This is a genomic window from Aeromonas aquatica (genome assembly GCF_000764655.1).
Classification (GTDB): Bacteria; Pseudomonadota; Gammaproteobacteria; order Enterobacterales; family Aeromonadaceae; genus Aeromonas; species Aeromonas aquatica.
The window spans coordinates 14,417-34,327 of sequence record NZ_JRGL01000020.1 but is presented as its reverse complement, the minus strand read 5'-3'; the positions used below and the strand labels follow the sequence as shown (position 1 = coordinate 34,327).

Annotated in this window: 21 protein-coding genes; 9 read left to right on the top strand and 12 right to left on the bottom strand. The window is 63.9% G+C overall.

The genetic code is table 11. The features are described 5' to 3' along the window. Positions 1 to 68: 68 nt before the first annotated feature. Positions 69 to 1,676, bottom strand: coding sequence for an ATPase RavA domain-containing protein (locus LG30_RS0105470; protein ID WP_033129711.1), 1,608 nt, complete (start codon positions 1,674 to 1,676; stop codon positions 69 to 71). Positions 1,677 to 1,908: 232 nt separating this feature from the next. Between LG30_RS0105470 and LG30_RS0105465 the strand changes: the two genes are divergently transcribed. Further along, a complete protein-coding gene (locus LG30_RS0105465; RefSeq protein ID WP_033129710.1) occupies positions 1,909 to 2,316 on the top strand; it encodes a DNA polymerase III subunit psi in 408 nt (135 codons plus the stop codon). A gap of 138 nt (positions 2,317 to 2,454) precedes the next feature. Further along, entirely contained in the window at positions 2,455 to 2,916 is a 462-nt protein-coding gene (rimI, locus tag LG30_RS0105460; protein ID WP_033129709.1) for a ribosomal protein S18-alanine N-acetyltransferase, read from the top strand. A 56-nt stretch (positions 2,917 to 2,972) separates the two neighbouring features. On the opposite strand, the gene LG30_RS0105455 is transcribed toward rimI, so the two are convergent. Then, entirely contained in the window at positions 2,973 to 3,518 is a 546-nt protein-coding gene (locus tag LG30_RS0105455; protein ID WP_033129708.1) for a thioredoxin domain-containing protein, read from the bottom strand. 182 nt (positions 3,519 to 3,700) lie between these two features. Here LG30_RS0105455 and LG30_RS0105450 point away from each other — a divergent pair, with 182 nt between their 5' ends. Then, on the top strand, positions 3,701 to 5,491 hold the full coding sequence (locus LG30_RS0105450; RefSeq protein ID WP_033129707.1) for an AMP-dependent synthetase/ligase: 1,791 nt from the start codon (positions 3,701 to 3,703) through the stop codon (positions 5,489 to 5,491). A gap of 246 nt (positions 5,492 to 5,737) precedes the next feature. Here the strand turns inward: LG30_RS0105450 and LG30_RS0105445 are convergent, their stop codons facing one another. The 3 genes from LG30_RS0105445 to LG30_RS0105435 form a co-directional block, all read right to left on the bottom strand. Beyond that, positions 5,738 to 6,430, bottom strand: coding sequence for an aspartate/glutamate racemase family protein (locus LG30_RS0105445; RefSeq protein WP_033129706.1), 693 nt, complete (start codon positions 6,428 to 6,430; stop codon positions 5,738 to 5,740). Positions 6,431 to 6,524: 94 nt separating this feature from the next. Beyond that, positions 6,525 to 7,115, bottom strand: a complete 591-nt coding sequence (locus LG30_RS0105440) for a LysE family translocator (RefSeq protein ID WP_033129705.1) — start codon at positions 7,113 to 7,115, stop codon at positions 6,525 to 6,527. A 102-nt stretch (positions 7,116 to 7,217) separates the two neighbouring features. Continuing rightward, positions 7,218 to 7,814, bottom strand: coding sequence for a LysE family translocator (locus LG30_RS0105435; RefSeq protein WP_033129704.1), 597 nt, complete (start codon positions 7,812 to 7,814; stop codon positions 7,218 to 7,220). Between the two features lie 117 nt (positions 7,815 to 7,931). Here LG30_RS0105435 and LG30_RS0105430 point away from each other — a divergent pair, with 117 nt between their 5' ends. Both LG30_RS0105430 and LG30_RS0105425 read left to right on the top strand, forming a co-directional pair. Beyond that, entirely contained in the window at positions 7,932 to 9,305 is a 1,374-nt protein-coding gene (locus LG30_RS0105430) for an aminotransferase-like domain-containing protein (RefSeq protein WP_033129703.1), read from the top strand. A gap of 27 nt (positions 9,306 to 9,332) precedes the next feature. Continuing rightward, a complete protein-coding gene (locus LG30_RS0105425) occupies positions 9,333 to 9,797 on the top strand; it encodes a hypothetical protein (RefSeq protein ID WP_033129702.1) in 465 nt (154 codons plus the stop codon). A 175-nt stretch (positions 9,798 to 9,972) separates the two neighbouring features. Here LG30_RS0105425 and LG30_RS0105420 read toward each other — a convergent pair whose 3' ends face one another. Beyond that, complete coding sequence (locus tag LG30_RS0105420) at positions 9,973 to 11,286, bottom strand: sodium-dependent transporter (RefSeq protein WP_033129701.1); 1,314 nt, start codon at positions 11,284 to 11,286, stop codon at positions 9,973 to 9,975. A 267-nt stretch (positions 11,287 to 11,553) separates the two neighbouring features. On the opposite strand from LG30_RS0105420, the gene LG30_RS21915 reads away from it, so the two are divergent. After that, a complete protein-coding gene (locus LG30_RS21915; protein WP_152599045.1) occupies positions 11,554 to 11,748 on the top strand; it encodes a hypothetical protein in 195 nt (64 codons plus the stop codon). Here the strand turns inward: LG30_RS21915 and LG30_RS0105415 are convergent. Further along, positions 11,714 to 13,027 carry a sodium-dependent transporter gene (locus LG30_RS0105415; protein ID WP_033129700.1) on the bottom strand — a complete coding sequence of 438 codons (1,314 nt, stop codon included), beginning with the start codon at positions 13,025 to 13,027 and terminating at the stop codon, positions 11,714 to 11,716. The two genes, LG30_RS21915 and LG30_RS0105415, sit on opposite strands and share 35 nt — an antisense overlap. A 211-nt stretch (positions 13,028 to 13,238) precedes the next feature. Beyond that, positions 13,239 to 14,078, bottom strand: a complete 840-nt coding sequence (locus LG30_RS0105410; RefSeq protein WP_033129699.1) for an isopenicillin N synthase family dioxygenase — start codon at positions 14,076 to 14,078, stop codon at positions 13,239 to 13,241. Positions 14,079 to 14,273: 195 nt separating this feature from the next. Between LG30_RS0105410 and LG30_RS0105405 the strand changes: the two genes are divergently transcribed. After that, positions 14,274 to 14,837: a DUF2799 domain-containing protein gene (locus tag LG30_RS0105405; RefSeq protein WP_033129698.1), complete on the top strand. Its 564-nt coding sequence runs from the start codon at positions 14,274 to 14,276 to the stop codon at positions 14,835 to 14,837. 92 nt (positions 14,838 to 14,929) lie between these two features. Here LG30_RS0105405 and LG30_RS0105400 read toward each other — a convergent pair whose 3' ends face one another. Both LG30_RS0105400 and LG30_RS0105395 read right to left on the bottom strand, forming a co-directional pair. After that, on the bottom strand, positions 14,930 to 15,751 hold the full coding sequence (locus LG30_RS0105400) for a Cof-type HAD-IIB family hydrolase (RefSeq protein WP_033129697.1): 822 nt from the start codon (positions 15,749 to 15,751) through the stop codon (positions 14,930 to 14,932). 187 nt (positions 15,752 to 15,938) lie between these two features. Then, positions 15,939 to 17,177, bottom strand: a complete 1,239-nt coding sequence (locus LG30_RS0105395; protein WP_033129696.1) for an MFS transporter — start codon at positions 17,175 to 17,177, stop codon at positions 15,939 to 15,941. Positions 17,178 to 17,449: 272 nt separating this feature from the next. Here LG30_RS0105395 and LG30_RS0105390 point away from each other — a divergent pair, with 272 nt between their 5' ends. Together LG30_RS0105390 and LG30_RS0105385 are read left to right on the top strand one after the other, a co-directional pair. Continuing rightward, on the top strand, positions 17,450 to 18,070 hold the full coding sequence (locus LG30_RS0105390; RefSeq protein ID WP_033129695.1) for a helix-turn-helix transcriptional regulator: 621 nt from the start codon (positions 17,450 to 17,452) through the stop codon (positions 18,068 to 18,070). Positions 18,071 to 18,378: 308 nt separating this feature from the next. Next, on the top strand, positions 18,379 to 18,855 hold the full coding sequence (locus tag LG30_RS0105385) for an Lrp/AsnC family transcriptional regulator (RefSeq protein ID WP_033129694.1): 477 nt from the start codon (positions 18,379 to 18,381) through the stop codon (positions 18,853 to 18,855). Positions 18,856 to 18,934: 79 nt separating this feature from the next. Here the strand turns inward: LG30_RS0105385 and LG30_RS0105380 are convergent, their stop codons facing one another. Continuing rightward, entirely contained in the window at positions 18,935 to 19,252 is a 318-nt protein-coding gene (locus LG30_RS0105380; RefSeq protein WP_033129693.1) for a single stranded DNA-binding domain-containing protein, read from the bottom strand. Positions 19,253 to 19,484: 232 nt separating this feature from the next. After that, a complete protein-coding gene (locus tag LG30_RS0105375) occupies positions 19,485 to 19,910 on the bottom strand; it encodes a MarR family winged helix-turn-helix transcriptional regulator (protein ID WP_033129692.1) in 426 nt (141 codons plus the stop codon). Between the last annotated feature and the right edge of the window lies 1 nt (position 19,911).

The following is a 19,911-nucleotide window of genomic DNA, read 5'->3' as shown; positions in this document are numbered from 1 at the left end:
AGGCTGCCAGTCACACACCAGTAGCATGTTTGACTTGTTATTTGCGACTATTGCAGCACAAAAAACCATTATGCATCGAACCCGGACAGGCGGTCACGCCACTGCAGCAGCTCGGCGCGCAACCGCTCCAGATCCCGGTTCAACACGAAGAAGCTGTCTTCCACCTGCTGCAACCAGTGCGCCCCGATAAACAGATGGGGCTGGTGACGATCGAACAGCCCCCGCTGCACCTTGAGGCTCTGCTGCACCCGGCTCACCTGATCCACCAGCTCAGTCAATTCGGCTTGCCAGGGCGCGATCACCACCTCGGGGATGGCGGCGCGCTCCACCAGCACCAGGGGCACCGGCTGGCGCTGGATGTCCAGCACGTGCAGCCGCAGCTCGGCGTCGAGCACCAGCTCGTAGTGCCCCTCCTTGGGGTTGCCAAGGGGCCAGCCCACCAGGGCCTCGCCGGTCGGGTGCCAGTGGGAGAGCAGGGTGCGATCGAAGGTGAGGGTGCCGGTCAGGCGCTCGGGATCCCCGCCATCCAGCGGCGCCGGAGTGAGCAGATGGAAGCGCACCAGCTTGCCGAAGGGCTTGGCGTTGGCCAGCGGCAGCTCGGTGCCACGGGCGCGGCGGCCGAACCACTGCTTGCGCTTGACCGCCTTGCAGCCGAGCCGCAGGGAGACCGCGTTCTTGATCTGCTTGAACTGCTCTCGCAGGGAGAGCAGCTGGCGGGTCATGGCCAGTTGCTGGTAGCCGTAGAGGCGGGAGAATTCGCCGATCATCTCCAGCAGGGCGGTGCGGGAGGCTTCGTCGTGCCAGAGGCAATCCTTGAACAGCAGCAGATCCAGCGGCGCCACCTCGTCGCGACCGTTGAAGAAGGCACTCGCCTTGATGAGCCTTACGGCCTTCTTCCAGCGCCGATCCGACACGTAGCAGCCGTGGCCGAGCTGGCTGTCGAGCTGCTGGCGCAGCTGATAAATGAGCTCGAAGCAGGCGTCCGGCAGGCGCACCTGCTCGATCTGTCCCTGCCAGGCCTCATACTCCTCGCCATGGATCTGCACCGAGGGGGACAGGTTCTGGTGGGATTGACCATCGCTCGCCAGCATGGCCTGGAAGTTGGATTTCTCCTGCACCCTGTCCATCCAGATCCGCACCAGCATGCGGTCGTACAGCGCCTCCAGCCCGCTGTCCGGCGCGGGCAACTCGTTGGAGGCGGTCACCAGCAGCCGCATGGGGATGGGATGCTGGCTGTCGCCGTTGCGGAACTGGCGCTCGTTGATGGCGGTGAGCAGGGTGTTGAGGATGGCGGGGCCCGCCTTCCAGATCTCGTCGAGAAACACCACCTCGGCCTCCGGCAGGTAGCCGCGGGTCAGCCGCAGGTACTTGCCATCCTCCTTCAGCGCCTGGATGGAGAGGGGCCCGAACACCTCCTCCGGCGTGCTGAAACGGGTCATCAGGTACTCGAAGTGGCGAGCGTCATGAAAGGCCAGCTTGAGCCGCCGAGCGATCAGGCTCTTGGCGATGCCGGGAGGGCCGAGCAGGAAGACGCTCTCGCCGCTGAGGGCCGCCAGCAGGCCGAGCCGCAGGGCATCCTGCCGCTCGTATAACCCCTCTCCGAGAGCGGCCAGCAACCTGGGCAGGCGCTCCTGGATGGGGATGGCACGAACAGTATTCTGGGCTAAAGGCGGCATAGGCACAGTTTCCGAAGCTGGTGGTCGAGCGTGACGACACGGTCCGGCCTCTGGCCGCGCGCCACTGCAATGTCTGTTGATTCTGGTCATCCCCGCCGCAAGGCGCCGGGGATCCCGCTGAAAATCCCTGTTCGGGGATAGCCGCAATGCGCAAAGGGTGCAGCAAATCCGGCGAGAGTGTACTCTGCGCATCAGAATTTACCCCAATACAGATCAAGAGTGAGCCTTCGCCATGCAAGATCCCCTACTGGACCCCCTGCGTCAGCGCATCCTGGCCAGGATGGGCATACAGAGCTGGCAGCTCAGAGCCCCGCTCCAGGCGGGGGGCGAGCCCGCACAGGCAACGGCGGATAACGCCGTCCCCGCGCCAGCGCAGGCCCCCCTGCCAACGGGCAAGCTGTGGCTGCTGGCACCGGCGCTGCCCGCCCCGAGCTTGCTGGCAGACATCTGCCATCTGCTCGGCATAGGGCCGGACGAGGTCTCCTTGCTAGGGGAGCTGCCCGAGGGGGCGACTCCGCCCCTGCTCTGGCTGACGGCCGCCGATGCGCACTGGCCCGACGCCCTGGTCTGTCCGCTTAAGCCCGATGCGGCGCACAAGCGCGCCCTGTGGCAGCAGTGCCGGCAGCGACTGCCCGGCTAAACCAGGCCATGCACCGACTCGCCATCGGCTCATGGCACCACCCCAGTCATCCAGACTTGCGCCGCCCGGCCTTCTCAGCCAACGACCATGGCATGGCCATGCCCTGTATCGCAAGTGCGAATCCTTCCCGGAGTTATCATGTCTGACGCCAACCTCAGCTTTCGTCCGCTGCAAGAGAGCGATTTTGCGCTCATCTACCCCATAGAGCAGGCCGCCCATCAGGAGCCCTGGAGCCAGGCCAACCTGCTCTCCTGCTTCGGGCCGCGCTATCTCAACGGCCTGATGCTGGTGGACGATCGCCCCGCCGGCTTCTACATCGCGGATCTGGTGGCGGGCGACAGCTCGCTGATGAACATCTGCGTGCACCCCGATTTTCAGGGCAAAGGGCTGGGCCGGGCGCTGCTCAAGGAGTACCTCGCCCGCAGTAAGGCGAAGAAGGCGGAGGCCTGGTTCCTGGAGGTGCGCGCCGGCAACAAGCGCGCCATATCCCTCTACGAGAGTGAAGGCTTCGCCGAATATTGCCGCCGCGCCGACTACTACGGCACCGGTCAGGACAGGGAAGACGCGGTGCTGATGTCCCGCCTGTTCGACTTCGGTTAAGCCGCCGGTCAAAACGGCTCTCTGTCGGCCGAGCCACATTCTCAACCCCCCACGTCTCAGGGCAAGGGCGCATTGTCGATGGCGGGCTCCTCCAGGGTGAGGGTGACGCGCACCACGGCGTCGAAGCCAGCAACCGACAGCGGCATGAAGAAGCCGCGACCATAGGTCACTCCCGGCATCCAGATCTGCTGCTCCTCCACCTCGACTCTGATGGGCCGCAGCGGCTCACCCGGTCGCTGGAGATAGATGCCGGGTGACGTCGCCACCTGGGGGAAGCGGCGCAGTATGTGGGCACTGCCATCCCCCGCATCGGGGTTGAGCCGCACCTTGACCAGCCCGGCCAGGCTGGATTGCAGCTCGGGAGCGCGCCACAACAGGGTGTCGAGGGTCTTGCAGCGTCGACACTTGGCGTGTTCGATCACGTAGAGCAAAGGGATCCCCTCGCTCAGTGCCCGTTGCTGACCCTGTTCGTAACCCTCGGCCCCGCTCAGCCAGGGATTGTCCTCCCCCGCAGGCAAGCCTCCCAGCACAAACCAGAGCACACCGACCCCCGCCAGCAGCAGCAAGCCCCCCGTGAACAGGCTCTTGATCCCGAACTTCATGGCTCCCCTCCCTGAACGAATCCGATCTCTTTGTCCCATCATGCCTGAGGCAATCCGACTTGACGACTTTGTGATCCAGGACAAACGGCGCACACTTGTAAGCTGTAATGCTAGAGTTTACACTCCAGCGCGATTTTGAGTGCCCTCACGGGCGTACAACTGTTACTTGAGGATGATTGAGGATGCCGCAGTTTCATCTGGTTCGACTGATGCGGGAACGCATTGCCCGCCTTGGCAACAAGGCCGCCCTGCGCGTCCAGCAGGATGGCCAGTGGCGTGCCATCGGCTGGCGCACCCTGGGTCAGGCGATGGACTATTGCGCCCAGGCCCTGATCCGTACCGGCCACCAGCCCACCGAGATGGTCGGTATCTATGCCCGCAACATGCCGGAATGGACCCAGGCCGATCTCGGCATCCTCGCCGCCCGCGGCGTCAGCGTGCCCATCTACCCCACCAGCACCCTGGAGCAGTTGCGCTACATAGTGCGTGACGCCAACATCAGCCTGCTGTTCGTGGGGGAGCAGCAGCAGTTCGATCAGGCGCTCCAGCTGTTGAACAATGGCGAGATCCGCCAGATCGTCACCCTGGACGGCGCCGTCGATCTGCGCGGCTGTGCGGAGGCCAGCCACTTCCAGACCTTCCTCTCCTCGGGCAATCATCAGCCGAGCGAGCAGGCGCTGCGCCTTCGCGAGCAGCAGTACCGGATGGACGACCTGCTGACCCTGATCTACACCTCGGGCACCACGGGTGAGCCCAAGGGCGTCATGCTCGATTTTGCCAACGTCGCCGCCTGCTTCGAGATGCACGACAAGCGCCTGGATCTGAATCAGCAGGACGTCTCTCTGTGCATGCTGCCGCTGAGCCACGTGTTCGAGCGCGTCTGGACCTACTACGTGCTCTACTGCGGCGCCGAGAACGTCTACATCCGCGATCCCCAGAAGGTGATGGACGTCATCGGCGAGGTGCAACCGACCGTGATGTGCGCCGTGCCGCGCCTCTACGAGAAGGCCTACGCCATGATCCAGGCCAAGGTCGCCCAGGCACCGCGCCTGCGCCGCGCCCTGTTCGGCTGGGCCACTAAAGTTGGCCAGCAGATGGTGGCCACCCGTCAGGCGGGCGAATCCGCCTCGCCGCTGCTCTATGCCAAGCTCGCACTGGCGGAGCGGCTGGTGTTTCGCAAGCTGCGCGCCCGCTTCGGTGGCCGCACCCGCTTCCTGCCGGTGGCGGGCGCCCGCCTCGCGGACGATGTGAACCTCTTCTTCCAGGCCATGGGGCTCAACCTCAAGTATGGCTACGGCATGACCGAGACCACGGCCACCGTCTGCTGCTTCGAGGATCAACAGTTCAAGCTGGGCTCCATCGGCACTGTGCTCAGCGGCATCGAGGTGAAGCTGGGTGAGAACAACGAGCTGCTGGTTCGCTCCCCGACCGTGATGCGCGGCTACTACAACAAGCCAGAGGCCACCGCCGAGGTGATGACCGAGGATGGCTTCCTGCGCACCGGCGATGCCGGCGAGATGGACGACAAGGGCAACCTCTACTTCACCGAACGCCTCAAGGAGCTGATGAAGACCTCCAACGGCAAGTACGTGGCACCGCAACTGGTGGAAGGCACCCTCGGCAAGGATCGCTTCATCGAGCAAATTGCCATCGTCGCCGACGCCCGTCACTTCGTGTCGGCGCTGATCGTGCCCTGCTTCGAATCGCTGGAGGAGTACGCCCGCTCCATCAACCTGCAATATCAGTGCAAGACCGAGCTGCTGCGCCACTCCCGGGTGGTGGAATTCTTCGAGTCACGCATTCATGAGTTGCAACAGGAGCTGGCCAAGTTCGAGCAGGTGAAGAAGTTCACCCTGCTGCCGAGCGCCTTCTCCATGGAGCTCGGGGAGATCACCCCCACCATGAAGCTGCGCCGCAAGATCATCGAGGCCAAGTACCAGAGCGAGATCGAGGCGATGTACAGCCACGTATAAGCAAAGACTTACCCAAAATGGCAAAAAGAGGCGCATGGCGCCTCTTTTTTATGCTCTTTTTTACGACGAGCTCCTCGCGACAGAGCCTCAGAACCTGTCTACGAACTGCCGCGAGAGGTCGTCAGCAAGGTAAAAAGCAGCGCAGGAACCGGAGCCTATAGATACAGGTGAGCTTTCTTGATTACAAACAAGCGAGCAGCACATGAGCCTTGGTCACGGCCTCGCAGTAATATCGTGGACAGGTCCTCAGCCCAGCGCCCACTCCACCGCCGCCTCCGCATGAATGGCGGTGGTGTCGTAGAGCGGCACCGCAGCCTTTGCATCCCCCATCAGCAGGGCTATCTCGGTGCAGCCCAGGATCACCGCCTGGGCACCCGCCTGCGCCAGCCCGGCGATGATGGCGAGGTATTCGGCCCGCGATGACGTCAAGATCTGCCCCAGACAGAGCTCGTCATAGATGATGCTGTGCACCCGCTCCCGCTCGGCCGCCGGCGGCACCAGCACCTCCAATCCGAACTGCGCCTCCAGCCGCCCCTTGTAAAAATCCTGCTCCATGGTGAAGCGGGTACCGAGCAGGCCGACCCGGGTCACCCCGTCTGCCTGCAGGCGCCTGGCGGTGGCGTCCGCGATGTGCAGCAGCGGGATCTCGATGGCGGCGGCTATCTCCGGGGCCACCTTGTGCATGGTGTTGGTGCCTATCAGCAGGAAATCGGCGCCACCGGCCTGCAGATCCCGGGCCGCGATGCTCAGCAGGCGGGCGGTGGCGGGCCAGTCCCCCGCGTGCTGCAGCCGCTCTATCTCGGCAAAGTCGACGCTGTTGAGCAACACCCGTGCCGAGTGCAGGCCGCCGAGCCGGGCCCGCACGCCCCGGTTGAGCGCCTGATAGTAGCTGACGCTGGACTCCCAGCTCATGCCCCCCAGCAGACCGATACATTTCATAGCAGCTCCTCTCACCATGGAGGGTGACAATGCCGCCACCCGCAGACAAAAAAGGCCCCGCAGGGCCAACAAGACAGAGGGTAAGGCCAAAGGCCTAAATCCAGATCATCAGCACGCAGGCCGCCGTGGCGAGCCCCATGGTTCGGTTGAAACGACGCCAGCCCCTGGCGGTGCGGATGAGTCGGCGCACCTGGGCACCGAACAGCACCCAGAAGGCACCGGTGTAGAGGCCGGTCACGAAGAAGATGCCGAGCACCCAGCCGGCGGATGGCCAATAGGCTTCTCCCGCCAGGGTGAAGCCGCTGATGGCGGAGAGCGCCATCATCCAGGCCTTGGGGTTGAGCAGTTGCAGCATGGCCCCCTGGTGAGCCGGGATGAGCGGCCTGTTGCCCTCGGCCGGGCCGCTGGCGGTCGCCACCTTCCAGGCCAGCCAGAGCAGGTAGGCCGAGCCGAGGATCTTGAGCCCCTCGTGCAGCAGCGGCAGCTTCTCGAACACCACCCCCAGCCCCAGTGCCATGGCCAGGATCATCAAATTGATGCCACCCACCACCCCCACCAGTAGCGGCACCGAGCGGCGAAAGCCCTGGGCCGCACCGGCGCTGGTGAGCAACATGTTGTTGGGGCCCGGCGTGCCACAGGTGATCAGGGCAAAGCCCGCCAGGGGAAGCAACCAGTTCAGATCCATCTCAACCTCATAGAGTGACAGCAAGCTCCCTAATATGCAGAGCCTGCGCCCTGACGACAAGGTCAGCAATGCACTTTATTTGCATTAATAATCAGTCACTCATCAATACCAGAGCATCACCACACAGAGCGCGGTCAGGGCGCCCAGGCTGCCGTTGAGGCGGCGCCAGCCTTTATCCGAATTGATCCAGCGGCTGAGCTGATGACCGAACAGCACCCAGGCGAAGCAGACCGGCAACCCCGCCATGGGGAAGACGGACATGATGCCCCACAGGCTCGGCCAATAATCGCTCCCCGGCAGGCTAAACAGACTGATGGCCGAGATCCCCATCATCCAGGCCTTGGGGTTGAGGAACTGGAAGCCCAGCCCTTCCAGGAAGGTCAGCGGACGCGAGCGCCGTGCCGGATCGCCGGGGGCACCGGCCACGGCGATGCGCCACGCCAGCCACAGCAGATAGAGGCTGCCCAGCACCTGCAGGCTCAGCTTGAGCAGGGGCCAGCGCTCGAACAACGGATAGAAGCCCAGCGCCAGCACCAGTTGCAGCACCGGCTGGCCCACCACCACACCTATCAGATGCGGCAGGGTGCGGCGCACCCCGAAGTTGGCACCGGATGCCGTCAACATGAGATTGTTGGGCCCCGGGGTGCCACAGGTGAGCAGGGCGAAGCCAAACAGGGTGGCATACCATTCCATGGTCATGGATTTATCTCCCATCAGATCATATTGTATCGATACAATGTGGGTATCGAGGTTGTTTAACGGCTGATATTCACGCTATATTGAGACAATATTGCGATCAATGGATTTATTGTCACCATGACAATCTGGACCCCCAACCTCGATGCCTTCGAAGGCCCCCTCTACCTGAAACTGGTCAAGGCCATAGAGCAGGCCATCCATGGCGGCACCCTGCCGCCCCAGACCCGGCTGCCGACCATGCGGGCGCTGGCGGACAAGCTCGGCGTGACGGTCGGCACCGTCACCCGCGCCTACGCCGAGGCCGAACGGCGCGGCCTGCTGGCCGCCAGGGTGGGCCACGGCACCTGGGTCAGGGGGGAGGCGGATCCGGCAAACGAGTGGGTGATCCGCAACGAAGACAGTCACCGCATCGAGCTTTGGCAGAACCTGCCGGTGCAGCTGGACAGGGCCGCCATCATCAAGCCCATGCTGAACGAGCTGGCGGAAGGGGATCTCAATGCCCTGCTCGGCTATGACAAGGAGGCGGGACGGCTCGAGCAGCGCCAGCTGTTCGTCGACTGGCTCACCGGCCTGGGGGTCCATTGCCGCGAGGAGCACCTGCTGTTCAGCCACGGTGCCCAGCACGGCATCATGCTGGCCCTGCTCGCCACCGGCTGCGTGGGGGAAACCATCCTGTGCGAGGGCCTCAGCTACCCCGGCATGCTGGGCAACGCGCGCCAGCTGAAGAACCAGGTGGTGGGCCTGCCGCTGGACGAGGAGGGCTTGATCCCGGCGGCGCTGGATGCGGCCTGCCGCCAGCGGCGGGCCAAGTTGCTCTATTTGACCCCCACCCTGCAGAACCCCACCACCGCCATCATGAGCCTGGCGCGGCGGGAGGCCATAGTCTCTATCGCCCGTCGCCACGACCTGCTGATCATCGAGGACGACGTCAACGGCCTGCTGCCGGAGACCACCACTCCCCCCCTGGTCAATCTCGCGCCGGAGCGGGTCATCTACCTCGGCAGCCTGGCCAAGATCGCCTGCGGCGGCCTGCGCGTCGGTTTCGTGCTGACACCGCCGTCCCTGCGCAACGGCTTCGCCCAGGCGATGCGGCTGTCGAGCTGGATGGTGAGCCCGCTGCTCATCGAGCTGGCCTGCAAGCTGGTGAGCCAGCACCAGATCATGCCGCTCATCGAGCTGCAGAGACGGATCCTGGCGCGCCGGGGAGAGTTGCTGCGCCACCTGCTGCCAGGCGCCCGCTGGCAGCCGGGCTCCATGCACGCCTGGCTACCCCTGCCCGAGCCTTGGCGCAGTCAGGAGTTTGCCGAGGCGGCCAACGCCCTTGACGTCGGGGTCGCCAGTGGGGAACACTTCGCCGCCGGCCAATTTGCCGCGCCGCAGGGGGTGCGCCTGAGCCTCAGCCAGCCCGCCACCGACGCCCGTGTCGCCGAGGGGCTCGAGCGTCTCGCCGGCCTGCTGCGCCGCGCGCCGCCGACCAATCCCCTGCTATAGTCAGTGGCCCGCCCAGAAGGAGCCTTCATGTTGCCACCCCGCGCCCCCCTGTTACTCATGACCCTGCTGCTGGGAGGCTGTGCCGCCCCCGCCCATCAGCAGCTCGGCCAGGCCCTGAGCGGACTGGAAGGGGAGCTGGCACGGCTGGAGGAGGAGCTGGCGGCCATGAACGGGCTCCACTACCAGAAGGCCATTGACGCCCCCGTCGCCCTGCGTCGCTATCTCGAGGCGCCCTCCCCCACGGCGGAAGGGCTGGTGCCCGCAGAGATAGCACTGCAGGATGGCCCCCTGCTGCGCTATCGCTATCAACTGCCGGCGGGCATGAAGGCGCTGCCCACGGACAACCCCTGCCTGCGTTACGAGTTCGAGCTGCGCCACCTCGGCCGACTCGGTCAGCTCGATCTCGTCTGGCAGGGAGATGGCCATCAGGGGCGCCACCTCATCCAGCAGGCCGACTGCCCCTTCTCCGCCAAGGGGCCGGGGCTGCAATAAGCAGCGCCAGATGCCCAGATACAAAGAGGGGTTGGCCACTGGCCAACCCCTCTCGCTTTATCCCTTATCTCTTTAAGCCCGTCAGATGATGCCTCGCACCAGAATGCCGGCGATCAGCAATGACACCACCGGCCACCGACATCCTCGTGCTATCCACAACCGGCTCTACAGGAGGTCAGATGATGCCTCGCACCAGGATACCGCCGATCAGCAGCGGCGCCACCAGCCGCCAGCACCAGAGCAGGCAGCCACGCATAAAGGGCGACAGGTCGGCGGGCAGAATGCTGTCTCCCAGTCGCCAGCCCAGCAGCAGGGTCAGCACCAGGCCGAACAGCGGCATCATCAGGTTGGAGGTGAGGTAGTCCAGCAAGTCGAATATCGTCTTGCCAAACAGGGTCAGCTCGCTCCAGGGGCCGAATGACAGGCTGACCGGGATGCCGGAGGCCATGATCAGCAGGGTCAGCACCCGGCAGGCACCGCGCCGGGACCAGCCCCACTCCTCTGTGGTGAAGCGCACCAAATGCTCCAGCATGGAGATGGAGGAGGAGAGCGCCGCCACCAGCAGCAGCAGGAAGAAGACCACCCCAAGCCCCTGGCCGAACGGCAGGTGACTGAACACCGCGGGCATGGTCATAAAGGTGAGGCCGGGACCGGCGGTGGGATCGATGCCGGTCGAGGCCAGTGCCGGGAAGATCATCAAGCCTGCCAGCACCGAGATGAGGCTCGCCAGGGTCACCACCCAGACCCCGGATTTCAACACCCCCTCGCTGTTTGGCAGGTAAGCGCCATAGGTGGTATGCACCCCCAGGCCGATGGAGAGGGAGAAGAAGGCGAGTCCCAGGGCGTCCAGCACGCTCTGACCGGTCAGCATGGAGAAGTCCGGCAGCAGCAGCTGGCGCACCCCGGCCATGGAGCCCGGCATGGAGAGCCCCACCCCCACCAGCAGCAACATCATGATGAACAGCGCCGGCATCATCCAGCGCAGGGCCCGCTCCACCCCCTTCTGGATGCCCCCCTGCACGAACCACCAGGTGAGCGCGGCAAACACCAGATGGGTCAGCACCGGCCACCCGGGATGGCTGACATAGCCGTTGAACAGGGCGGTCAGCGCCGAACCCTCGCTCAGGTTCAGCTTGCCCATCACCGCCAGCGCCGCATAGCCCACGGTCCAGCCCCCCACCACGCTGTAGAAGCTGTAGATGAAGAAGCCGCACAGTATCCCCATGTAGCCCATCCAGCGCCAGTTCGGCCCCACCAGCTGGTTGAAGGCGCCGAGCACCCCGCGCTGACTGCGGCTGCCGAGCAATGTCTCCCCCACCAGCACCGCTACCCCCAGGGTGAAGCTGAACAGCAGGAACACCAGCAGGAAAGCGCCGCCGCCGTTGGTGGCGGTCACATAGGGAAACTTCCAGATGGCACCGAGGCCGATAGCGGTGCCGGCTGCCGCCAACACATGCCCAAGACGGGAAGACCACTGAACCTGGCTCATACAACCTCCGGGGAAGACAACATCGAATCGAGACTCCTGACCATGACGGGAAATAAAAAAGGCCGCCTCTGGCGACCTTTGCAATGAACATTCAGACAAACTGCGCGTGCAAGGTCACCTCTCTTGCGAGCTAAAAAATCGACCAAAGGAGGTGATGAAAGGTGACATGAGGGGGTGACCCGAACGCAAAACAGGGGGCACAGCCTAAACCATGGAAAGAGAGGTTGACAGTTAATAGTCCCCATGGGCCCATAAAACAGAATATTGATGGTTAAAAAAATCAAATTACCCATCAAAAATATCGACAAGGCCCGCTTTGTTGGATTTTTCCATATGGTCAATCCCGCCACGACGATGAACGCTGACCACCCGGCGGCCATATCATCATGGCAGTTCAAGGCGGTGGACCTGGGGCCCGCCGCCGAGTTTACAGCAGACCCCGCACCAGGATGCCGCCGATGAGCAAGGGGGCCAGCCAGCGCCAGCAACCCATCACCAGCTGGCGCCAGTGGGGAGCCAATCCCTCGGGCAGCGCCTTGCGGCCGAGCTGCCAGCCAAGCAGCAGGGTGAGGGCCAGGCCGAACAGCGGCATCAGCAGGTTGGAGGTGACGAAGTCCAGCAGCTCGAAGATGTTCTTGCCAAACAGGGTGATGCTCGCCCAGGGGCCGAACGACAGGCTGACCGGTATGCCCCCCGCCATCACCAGCGCCGTGATGAGGCCGCAGGAGGCGCGCCGCGACCAGCCGAAACTCTCGCAGAGGAAACACTGCAAATGCTCCAGCAGGGAGATGGAAGACGAGAGCGCCGCCACCACCAAGAGGGCGAAGAACACCACCGCCAGCCCCTGGCCGAACGGCAACTGCTGGAACACGGCCGGCATGGTCATAAAGGTGAGCCCCGGCCCGGCAGTCGGGTCAATCCCCGTGGAGGCCAGCACCGGGAAGATCATCAGTCCCGCCAGCACGGCGATCAGGCTCGCCAGCAGTACCACCCAGAGGCTGGAGCGGCCAACCCCTTCGCTGGAGGGCAGGTAGGCGCCATAGGTGGTGTGGATGCCAAGCCCGATGGAGAGGGAGAAGAAGGCCAGCCCCAGGGCGTCCAGCACCCCGGACATGCCGAGCTTGCTGAAGTCCGGCAGCAGGAAGTGGCGCACCCCGGCCATGGCATTGGGCAGGGTCAGGCCGAAGGCCACCAGCAGCAGGATCATGATGAACAGGGCCGGCATCATCCAGCGCAGGGTGCGCTCCACCCCTTTTTGTACCCCGCCCTGCACGAACCACCAGGTGAGACCGGCGAACAGCAGGTGGGTCAGCACGGGCCAGAGCGGATCCCCGACGTAGTCGTTGAAGCGGGCGGTGAGCGCCGCCCCGTCCCCGTGGCGCAGCTCACCCGCCAGCGCCATGCCGGTGTAGCCCAGGGTCCAGCCGCCGACCACGCTGTAGAAACAGAAGATGAGCAGGCTGCACAAGAGCCCCATGGCACCGACCCAGCGCCAGCGTTGGCCCAGCAGCGTGCCGAAGGCCCCCACCACCCCGCGCCGGCTCAGGCTGCCGAGCAGGGTCTCTCCCATCAGCACCGCCACCCCCAGGGTGAAGCTGAACAGCAGGAACACCAGCAGGAAGGCGCCACCGCCGTTGGCGGCGGTGACATAGGGGAACTTCCAGATGGCGCCGAGACCGACCGCGGAACCCGCGGCGGCCAGGATGTAACCGAGCCGGGATGACCATTGGGACTGCTGCATAAGAACTCCGAGCGAGGGGCCCACCCACGGGGCCCGAAATGGCGCCCAGAGTACGCCCGGGGGCGCGCAATCACTCGGCGTATATCCGGCGTAAAACCGCTTTATTGGCAGCAATGACCAATAATATTCGGATTTCTACCCAAAGATGCCACCCAATAAAAACCGGAGCCTATTTGCTCCGGTTTTCGGTCCCTTAAAGGTGGGCGTCAGGTTAGATCACCCCCAGCTCCCGCAGCCGCTCCATCAGGTAGCTGTGGGCGGTGTGACGCTCCGAGAGCACCACGTCCGGGCGCGGGTGCAGGAACAGCGGCAGGGAGATGCGGGACTTAGCGGCGCTGCCACCGGTCGGGTTGATGACGCGATGGGTGGTGGAGGGGTAGTAGCCGTGGGAGGCCTCCTGCAGCATGTCACCGATGTTGATGATGAGGGTGCCAAAGTCGCAGGGCACGTCCATCCATTCACCATCGGATCCCTTCACCTGCAGGCCAGGCTCGTTGGCGGCGGGCAAAATGGTGAGCAGGTTGATGTCCTCGTGGGCGGCGGCACGGATAGCCCCCGGCGCCTCTGTGCCGTCGAACGGCGGGTAGTGCAGCACCCGCAGCAGGGTCTTCTGGCTCTCTTCGATCATGGAGGAGAGCGGGCAGCTGTAGTGGGCGGCGATGTCCTTCGGGGTGTACTGCTCCACCCAGCCGAGCAGCTCGGCGGCCAGGTTGTTGGCGAGGGCATAGTACTCCATCGCCTGGGCCTTCAGCTCCTCCGGCATCTGACCCCAGGGGTAGAGATGGAAGTACTCCTTGAGGTCTTTCTGGGTGTTGCCCTTGGCCACCTCGGACACCGACGGCGGGAAGTAGCCGTCCTGGGTCTCGCGCTTGAACAGGAAGTCGTGCTTCTGCTCGCTCATGAAGAAGCGATACCAGTTGTCATAGATGGACTGCACCAGCTCCTTGGGGATGGGGTGATTGGTCAACACCCCGAAGCCGGTAGTACGCAGGGATTCGGTGAAGCGCTCGGCCGCATCGGGGGAGCGATAATCGACGGTCAGGACTTTCATTGTTTTTGTTACGCGCCAGTTAAAAGTAGGCGCAGTTTACCCTGCCAATCCCGGCAAGAAAAGTCTGCCAGGACTGCGTCCGCAACAGGTTGAAAGTATTGATAAAAACATCATGTTATCCCGGTTGCGGTGGAGACTTGTCCTGATCGTCCATCCTCTCTAGAATGCCTGCACTTTCACATTAGGAGCCCTCCCATGTCCCCCAGGATGCTGTTGCTGACCCTGCCCCTGTTGCTCGCCGGTTGCGGTTCGCTGTCGGAAGAGGAGTGCCGCGCCATGAGTTGGTACAACCAGGGCTATCAGGACGGGACAGAGGGCAAGACCCGGGCGGCCAGCGCCGGTTACAGCAAGACCTGTGGCGAATATGGCCTCAAGGTGGACGAGGCCGAGTGGCAGCGGGGCTACGCCAAGGGACTGGAGCTCTACTGCATCCCCGAGCTTGCCTACAGCAAGGGGCGGGAGGGGAACGAATACCTGGGGGTCTGCCCCAACGACACGACCTTCCTCACCCAGTTCGAACGCGGTCGCAAGGAATTCCTGCTGGCACAGCGCCTCGGCGAGCTGGAGCAGGAACTGGAGCGGACCGAGCGCAACATCTACCAGCTGGATCAGCAGATCCGGGGCGAGAGCGACAGCAAACAGCGGGACTACTACCGCGCCCAGCGTGACAGGGCCGTGCGCCACTACGAAGGCGTTCGCCGGGAGTACAACCGCATCCGCTTCCCGGATCGGGTGATCCAGTTCTCCTTCGGCAGCTGATCGTCGAGGAGGGCGCTATCCCCTCCCGCGCCTCCAATGAGGATCAGGGGCGCCCCGACGGCAGTGCCCCCTGGTCCCAATCTTTCGAGAGATCAGGAGGGCAGTACCCAGCGCTGCAGTGCCAGCGCGATGCCATCCTCGTTGTGATCGGCGGTGACCTGGTGGGCGTGCGCCTGGATCTGGGGCGCCGCATTGCCCATGGCCACCGCCAGCCCCACCTGCTCGAACATGCTGATGTCGTTGTTGTTATCCCCAAACGCCACCACGTTTTCCATCGCAATGCCTTCGCTCGCGGCCCACTGGGCCAGCCGGTTGCCCTTGCTGCAACCGGGTTGCACCAGCTCCACCGCATAGGGCGCCGCCCAGTCCTGGGTAAAGGGCAGACCCTGCACCACCTCCCCCACGAAGCGATGCAAGCGGCCGGGATCCTGACTGAACAGCTCCAACTTCCAGACTGGTTTCTGCAGCCAGGCCTCGATATCCTCCGCCGGCAGCAGGGAGATCTTGAGGTGCGCCGGCAGCTTATCCGACCGACTCTGGATGCGGGTGACATACTCCTCGCAACCGATGTAGCCGATGCCGTCGCTCAGGTGGAACTGCGCCTCCATCTGCTGGGCCTCGACCTCGGCCAGCAGCGCTCGAAGGGGCGCCACCGACAGGGGATCCCCCGCCAGGATACTGTCTTGCAGCGGATCGTAGAGGTAGGCGCCGTTGCTGCAGATGATGGGGGTGTCGAGGGCCAACTCGTGGTGGAAGGGGCGCGCCGTCATGAAGTGGCGGCCCGTCACCAGCAGCACCTTGATATCGTGGGCGCGGGCCTGCGCCAGCGCCGCCCGGGTCGCGGACGAGATCTTGTGATCCCGGGTCAGCAGGGTGCCATCCATATCGAGCGCAATGGCCTGGTAATGACTCATATCACCTCCAAGAATATCGAACCGTGCGAGGTGCCATACAGTCCCGGTTCTAGCGCAATGGCCTGAAAACGACTCATATCACCTCCGAGGCAGAAAAAAGCAAAGAGCCATACCGTCCCAGAGTCGGCGCGACTATGCAAGTCCCCGCTGCCCCGCCGTCGCCAATCCGTGATCCCGTCGGCCGGGATCAGCCCGGCTCGGCCTGGGCACCCGCCTGCTCGCGCCTGTCCGCCGCCCGGCGCAGACCATAGAAGCCGAGGGCGCAGCCGATCCCGGCGAGGGTCGCCAGATAGAAGGGCCACTCGGTGCCCGCCAGCAGCGCCACGCTGCCCACCACCACCGCCAGGATCTCGCTGCCCACCGCCAGCCCGCGGTAGAGCCCCATCGCCTGCCCCTGCTGCTGGGGATGGCTGCGGTTGGAGACGGCGACCGAGGTGGCCAGCTCCCCCAGGCTCATGCCGATACCGGCCGGGATGAAGGTGAGTGCCAGCCCCCACCACTGAGTGGGCAGCACGAACATCAGCATGCCCGCCGCCATCACCAGGTGACCGACGATGCCGAGGCTGCTGCCACGCCAGTGACGGGCGAGTTGCTCCCCTATCCAGGAGCCCAGCATCATGGGCACGCTCACCAGCACGGCCCCCTGCGCCAGTTGTACCGGATCCCAGGCCAGCCGCTCCACCAACCAGACGTTGAAGTAGGTGAAGTAGAGCTGCACGGCCCCGTAGCTGAGCAGGGTCAGCACAAAGTAGGGCAGCAGGCGAGGTTGCAGCAGCAGTTGGCGGGTCGAGAGGGAGGCCAGCTCCTGCTCGGCGGGCACCGGCGGCCGGTTGGGCAGCAGCCAGAGCACCAGCAGCAGGTTGCCCACCGTCATGGCCACCGCCAGCCAGGCCGCCAGGCTGTAATCCCCGGACACCACGGCGGCATAGCCCCCTATCATGGGGCCCAGCACCCAGCCCAGGTTCATGCCGATGTTGATGCGGGCGAAGTTGCGCGCCTTGGTCCTGGTGGTGCTCATGTCCGCCGCCATCGCCTGCACTATGGCGATGTCGCCGTTGAAGAAGCCCTCCACCACCCGGCTCAGCAGCAAGAGCGGCAGGGAGCGCCAGGCGATCCCCAGGGCCATCAGCACATAACCCGCCAGCACCCCGACCAGGCAGAGGGTCAGCACCGGCTTGCGACCATGACGATCCGACAGCTTGCCGAGCCAGGGCGCCCCCAGCAGCTGAAACAACGGGTAGAGCCCCATGATGACCCCGAGCCACAGCTTGCGGCTCCAGTCAGAGGCCTCCGGGGTCAGCATACCCTGGGCCGGATCCAGCATCAGCGGCGCCAGCACGGGAGAAGGCAGGCTGAAACCCGCCACCGCCAGGGTCACCGTCATCACCAGCACCCAGAGACTGGCTTGCGTCTTGATTCCTTCCATGTACGCCTCATTAAATAAAGTCATTTGTTTATTTATACTGAGTGGAGACGGGGCATTAAGTAAAGTGAATTGTTGATTTAAATGGGACCCCTCCCCATAATGGCCCATCAAGGCCTGCTGTTCCTGCTCTAGATGCCACCGAGCGTGCCTGCCGATAACGAGAGTCACCCAATGAACGCCAGCACCGACAAGATACTCTTCCTGCTCAAGATGCTGTGGCTCCCCCAGAGCGCCGCCTCCGGCGAGTGCCTGTCGATAACCAAGGCCACCCAATGAACGCCAGCACCGACAAGATCCTGTACCTGTTGAAGACCCACGGTCCCCAGAGCGCCGCCGCCCTCGGCGAGCAATTGCAGATGACCTCCATGGGCGCCCGCCAGCATCTGATCGCGCTGGAGGCCGAAGGCTGGGTGGGCTTTAGCGACGAGGCCCGTGGCCGGGGTCGCCCGGTGCGACTCTGGCACCTGACCGATCAGGCCTGGCAGCGCTTCCCCGACACCCACAGCGAGCTGGCCCTGCAGCTCATCGACGACGTCCAGCAGCTGTTTGGCGAGGAGGGCATGGAACAGCTCATCGCAAGGCGGGAGCAGCAGATGCGGATCCGCTATCAGGCCGAGCTGAACCAGCCAGAGCTGGCACAGCGGCTGGCCGCGCTCAAGACGCTGCGCAGCCGGGAAGGCTATATGGCAGACATGCGCCAGGAGGAGGATGGCAGCTGGTTGTGGTGGGAGAGTCACTGCCCCATCTGCGCCGCCGCGCGGGCCTGCCGGGGATTTTGCAGAAGCGAACTGGCGCTGTTTCGCGAGCTGCTGGCCCCGGCGGGGGTGGAGCGGGAGCAATATCTGCTGGAGGGGGATCAACGCTGTCTCTATCGCATCAGGCCGCAGCCCTGATGGCTGAACGCCAGAAACAACAAAGCAGGCGCCGGGATGCCTGCTTTGTTGCCTTCGGGGAGGAGATGCTCTCGTTCCAGCCTGTCGTTTCCCGATAGAGTCGGACGGCTGATGGGGCGTTTGACCCGGTAAGGTCCTTCACCACAGAGACCTGGTCGGGTATCTGTTTTGCCACCGGAAGATGTAACCATGGTACCCTTCCCGCCGCGGTGAGTGGTTGTGAAGTAGCAAGTTTTTACAGTTGTTTTTGCAATAGTTCACCCTTAATCTAGGGAAAGTGAATCAGTAATTGCAACGAGGAACGGATAATGCTGAAACTGGATCGTATCGACAGGCATATTCTGGAGTTGATGCAGGAGAATGGCCGCATCAGCAACCTGGAGCTGGCCGAGCTGGTCGGTCTCTCCCCTTCCCCCTGCTCGCGCCGGGTCAAGGCGCTGGAAGATGCCGGTCTCATCGATACCCACGTCACCCTGCTCAATGCCCGCCAGCTGGGGCTGACGCTCACCGCCTACATTCACATCTCCATGGACAGGCACACCCCGGAGCGGTTCGAGAACTTCGATCGGGCCATTCAGGAGCTGCCCGAGGTGCTGGAGTGCGATCTCATCACCGGCAATGACGCCGACTATCAGCTCAAGGTGGTGGTGCGGGACATGGAGCACTATCAGCACTTCCTGCTGGACAAGCTGACCCACATCTCCGGCGTGACCGGCGTGCGCTCCAGCTTCGTGCTGCGCCGCATCAAACACAAGACGGCGCTGCCCCTCAATCATCTGGGCTAGCCACGATGGGATCTGACCATAAACAAGAGGAGGCCCTGGCCTCCTCTTTTGTTGCTTCAGCCCTGGTTCGCGGCCGAGCTCAGACCGCCACCTGACTGACGTCCTGCACCTGCAGGAGCCAGCCGGCCTGCTCCTGCTGGGGCTCGCCACTCAGGCGCAGCCGCTCACCGGCAGGGACCCAGTGCCCCTCTGGCAGGGAGACCAGCAGGCTCTCGCTGCCGTTGTCGAACACCCAGCGATCTTCGCCGAGCGACTCTATCAAATACCCTTCCATCTCCACTCTGGACTCGGCTTGCCAGGACGGCGCAACGGAATCACGGCTCTCGATGAAATCCCCCTGAACACCAAAACTGGCCAGCCCCCACAGAATGGAGAGCCCGACGATGGATGACTGCATCTCTCTCTCCTTTGATGGCACTGTGGGGCCAGTATGGGAAGATAAAAATGAGCGCACCATGAACAAGGCGCCAAAGTGCAGGCGAGATCGCGAAAAAAACCGGCAAAGGAGCCGGTTATGTCATTTTATGATGCCTGTATCACACTATTTTGGCGGCTTTATCTACCACAGGTTCAGCTTGCAGCGTATTCGTCCAAAGGGGGATGGCTCCCGGCCATGGCCGGGGCCGGACTCAGCGCCCCAGCTGCCCGGCCAGGCGGTCGCAGAGCTGCTTGAGCTGAGCCAGCTCCGCATCATCCAGATCCAGCTGGCTGCGCAGGTTGTCGACCAGGCAACAATCCTTGACCCCTTGCTGCAGCTCGCGCCCCGCCTCGGTCAGACGGATACACTTCTGGCGCTCATCCTCGCTGGAGACGCTGCGCGTCAGCCAACCCTTGCTCTCCAGCCGCTTGACGATGGGGGTCAGGGTGCCCGCATCCAGCCCGGTCTCCTGACCTATCTCCTTGAGGCTGACCTCGTCCCGCGCCCAGAGCGACAGCATGACCAGATATTGGGTGTAGGTCAGATCCAGCTTGTCCAGCAACGGCCGGTAGGCGCGCATCACCGCATTGGAGGCGCTGTAGAGGGCAAAACAGACCTGCTTTTTCAATTCACTCATG

Excerpts from the sequence above, each read along its gene's own strand:
- LG30_RS0105470 (WP_033129711.1), bottom strand. The coding sequence starts at position 1,676 with ATGCCGCCTTTAGCCCAGAATACTGTTCGTGCCATCCCCATCCAGGAG.
- LG30_RS0105465 (WP_033129710.1), top strand. The coding sequence starts at position 1,909 with ATGCAAGATCCCCTACTGGACCCCCTGCGTCAGCGCATCCTGGCCAGG.
- rimI (WP_033129709.1), top strand. The coding sequence starts at position 2,455 with ATGTCTGACGCCAACCTCAGCTTTCGTCCGCTGCAAGAGAGCGATTTT.
- LG30_RS0105455 (WP_033129708.1), bottom strand. The coding sequence starts at position 3,518 with ATGAAGTTCGGGATCAAGAGCCTGTTCACGGGGGGCTTGCTGCTGCTG.
- LG30_RS0105450 (WP_033129707.1), top strand. The coding sequence starts at position 3,701 with ATGCCGCAGTTTCATCTGGTTCGACTGATGCGGGAACGCATTGCCCGC.
- LG30_RS0105445 (WP_033129706.1), bottom strand. The coding sequence starts at position 6,430 with ATGAAATGTATCGGTCTGCTGGGGGGCATGAGCTGGGAGTCCAGCGTC.
- LG30_RS0105440 (WP_033129705.1), bottom strand. The coding sequence starts at position 7,115 with ATGGATCTGAACTGGTTGCTTCCCCTGGCGGGCTTTGCCCTGATCACC.
- LG30_RS0105435 (WP_033129704.1), bottom strand. The coding sequence starts at position 7,814 with ATGACCATGGAATGGTATGCCACCCTGTTTGGCTTCGCCCTGCTCACC.
- LG30_RS0105430 (WP_033129703.1), top strand. The coding sequence starts at position 7,932 with ATGACAATCTGGACCCCCAACCTCGATGCCTTCGAAGGCCCCCTCTAC.
- LG30_RS0105425 (WP_033129702.1), top strand. The coding sequence starts at position 9,333 with ATGTTGCCACCCCGCGCCCCCCTGTTACTCATGACCCTGCTGCTGGGA.
- LG30_RS0105420 (WP_033129701.1), bottom strand. The coding sequence starts at position 11,286 with ATGAGCCAGGTTCAGTGGTCTTCCCGTCTTGGGCATGTGTTGGCGGCA.
- LG30_RS21915 (WP_152599045.1), top strand. The coding sequence starts at position 11,554 with ATGGTTAAAAAAATCAAATTACCCATCAAAAATATCGACAAGGCCCGC.
- LG30_RS0105415 (WP_033129700.1), bottom strand. The coding sequence starts at position 13,027 with ATGCAGCAGTCCCAATGGTCATCCCGGCTCGGTTACATCCTGGCCGCC.
- LG30_RS0105410 (WP_033129699.1), bottom strand. The coding sequence starts at position 14,078 with ATGAAAGTCCTGACCGTCGATTATCGCTCCCCCGATGCGGCCGAGCGC.
- LG30_RS0105405 (WP_033129698.1), top strand. The coding sequence starts at position 14,274 with ATGTCCCCCAGGATGCTGTTGCTGACCCTGCCCCTGTTGCTCGCCGGT.
- LG30_RS0105400 (WP_033129697.1), bottom strand. The coding sequence starts at position 15,751 with ATGAGTCATTACCAGGCCATTGCGCTCGATATGGATGGCACCCTGCTG.
- LG30_RS0105395 (WP_033129696.1), bottom strand. The coding sequence starts at position 17,177 with ATGGAAGGAATCAAGACGCAAGCCAGTCTCTGGGTGCTGGTGATGACG.
- LG30_RS0105390 (WP_033129695.1), top strand. The coding sequence starts at position 17,450 with ATGAACGCCAGCACCGACAAGATCCTGTACCTGTTGAAGACCCACGGT.
- LG30_RS0105385 (WP_033129694.1), top strand. The coding sequence starts at position 18,379 with ATGCTGAAACTGGATCGTATCGACAGGCATATTCTGGAGTTGATGCAG.
- LG30_RS0105380 (WP_033129693.1), bottom strand. The coding sequence starts at position 19,252 with ATGCAGTCATCCATCGTCGGGCTCTCCATTCTGTGGGGGCTGGCCAGT.
- LG30_RS0105375 (WP_033129692.1), bottom strand. The coding sequence starts at position 19,910 with ATGAGTGAATTGAAAAAGCAGGTCTGTTTTGCCCTCTACAGCGCCTCC.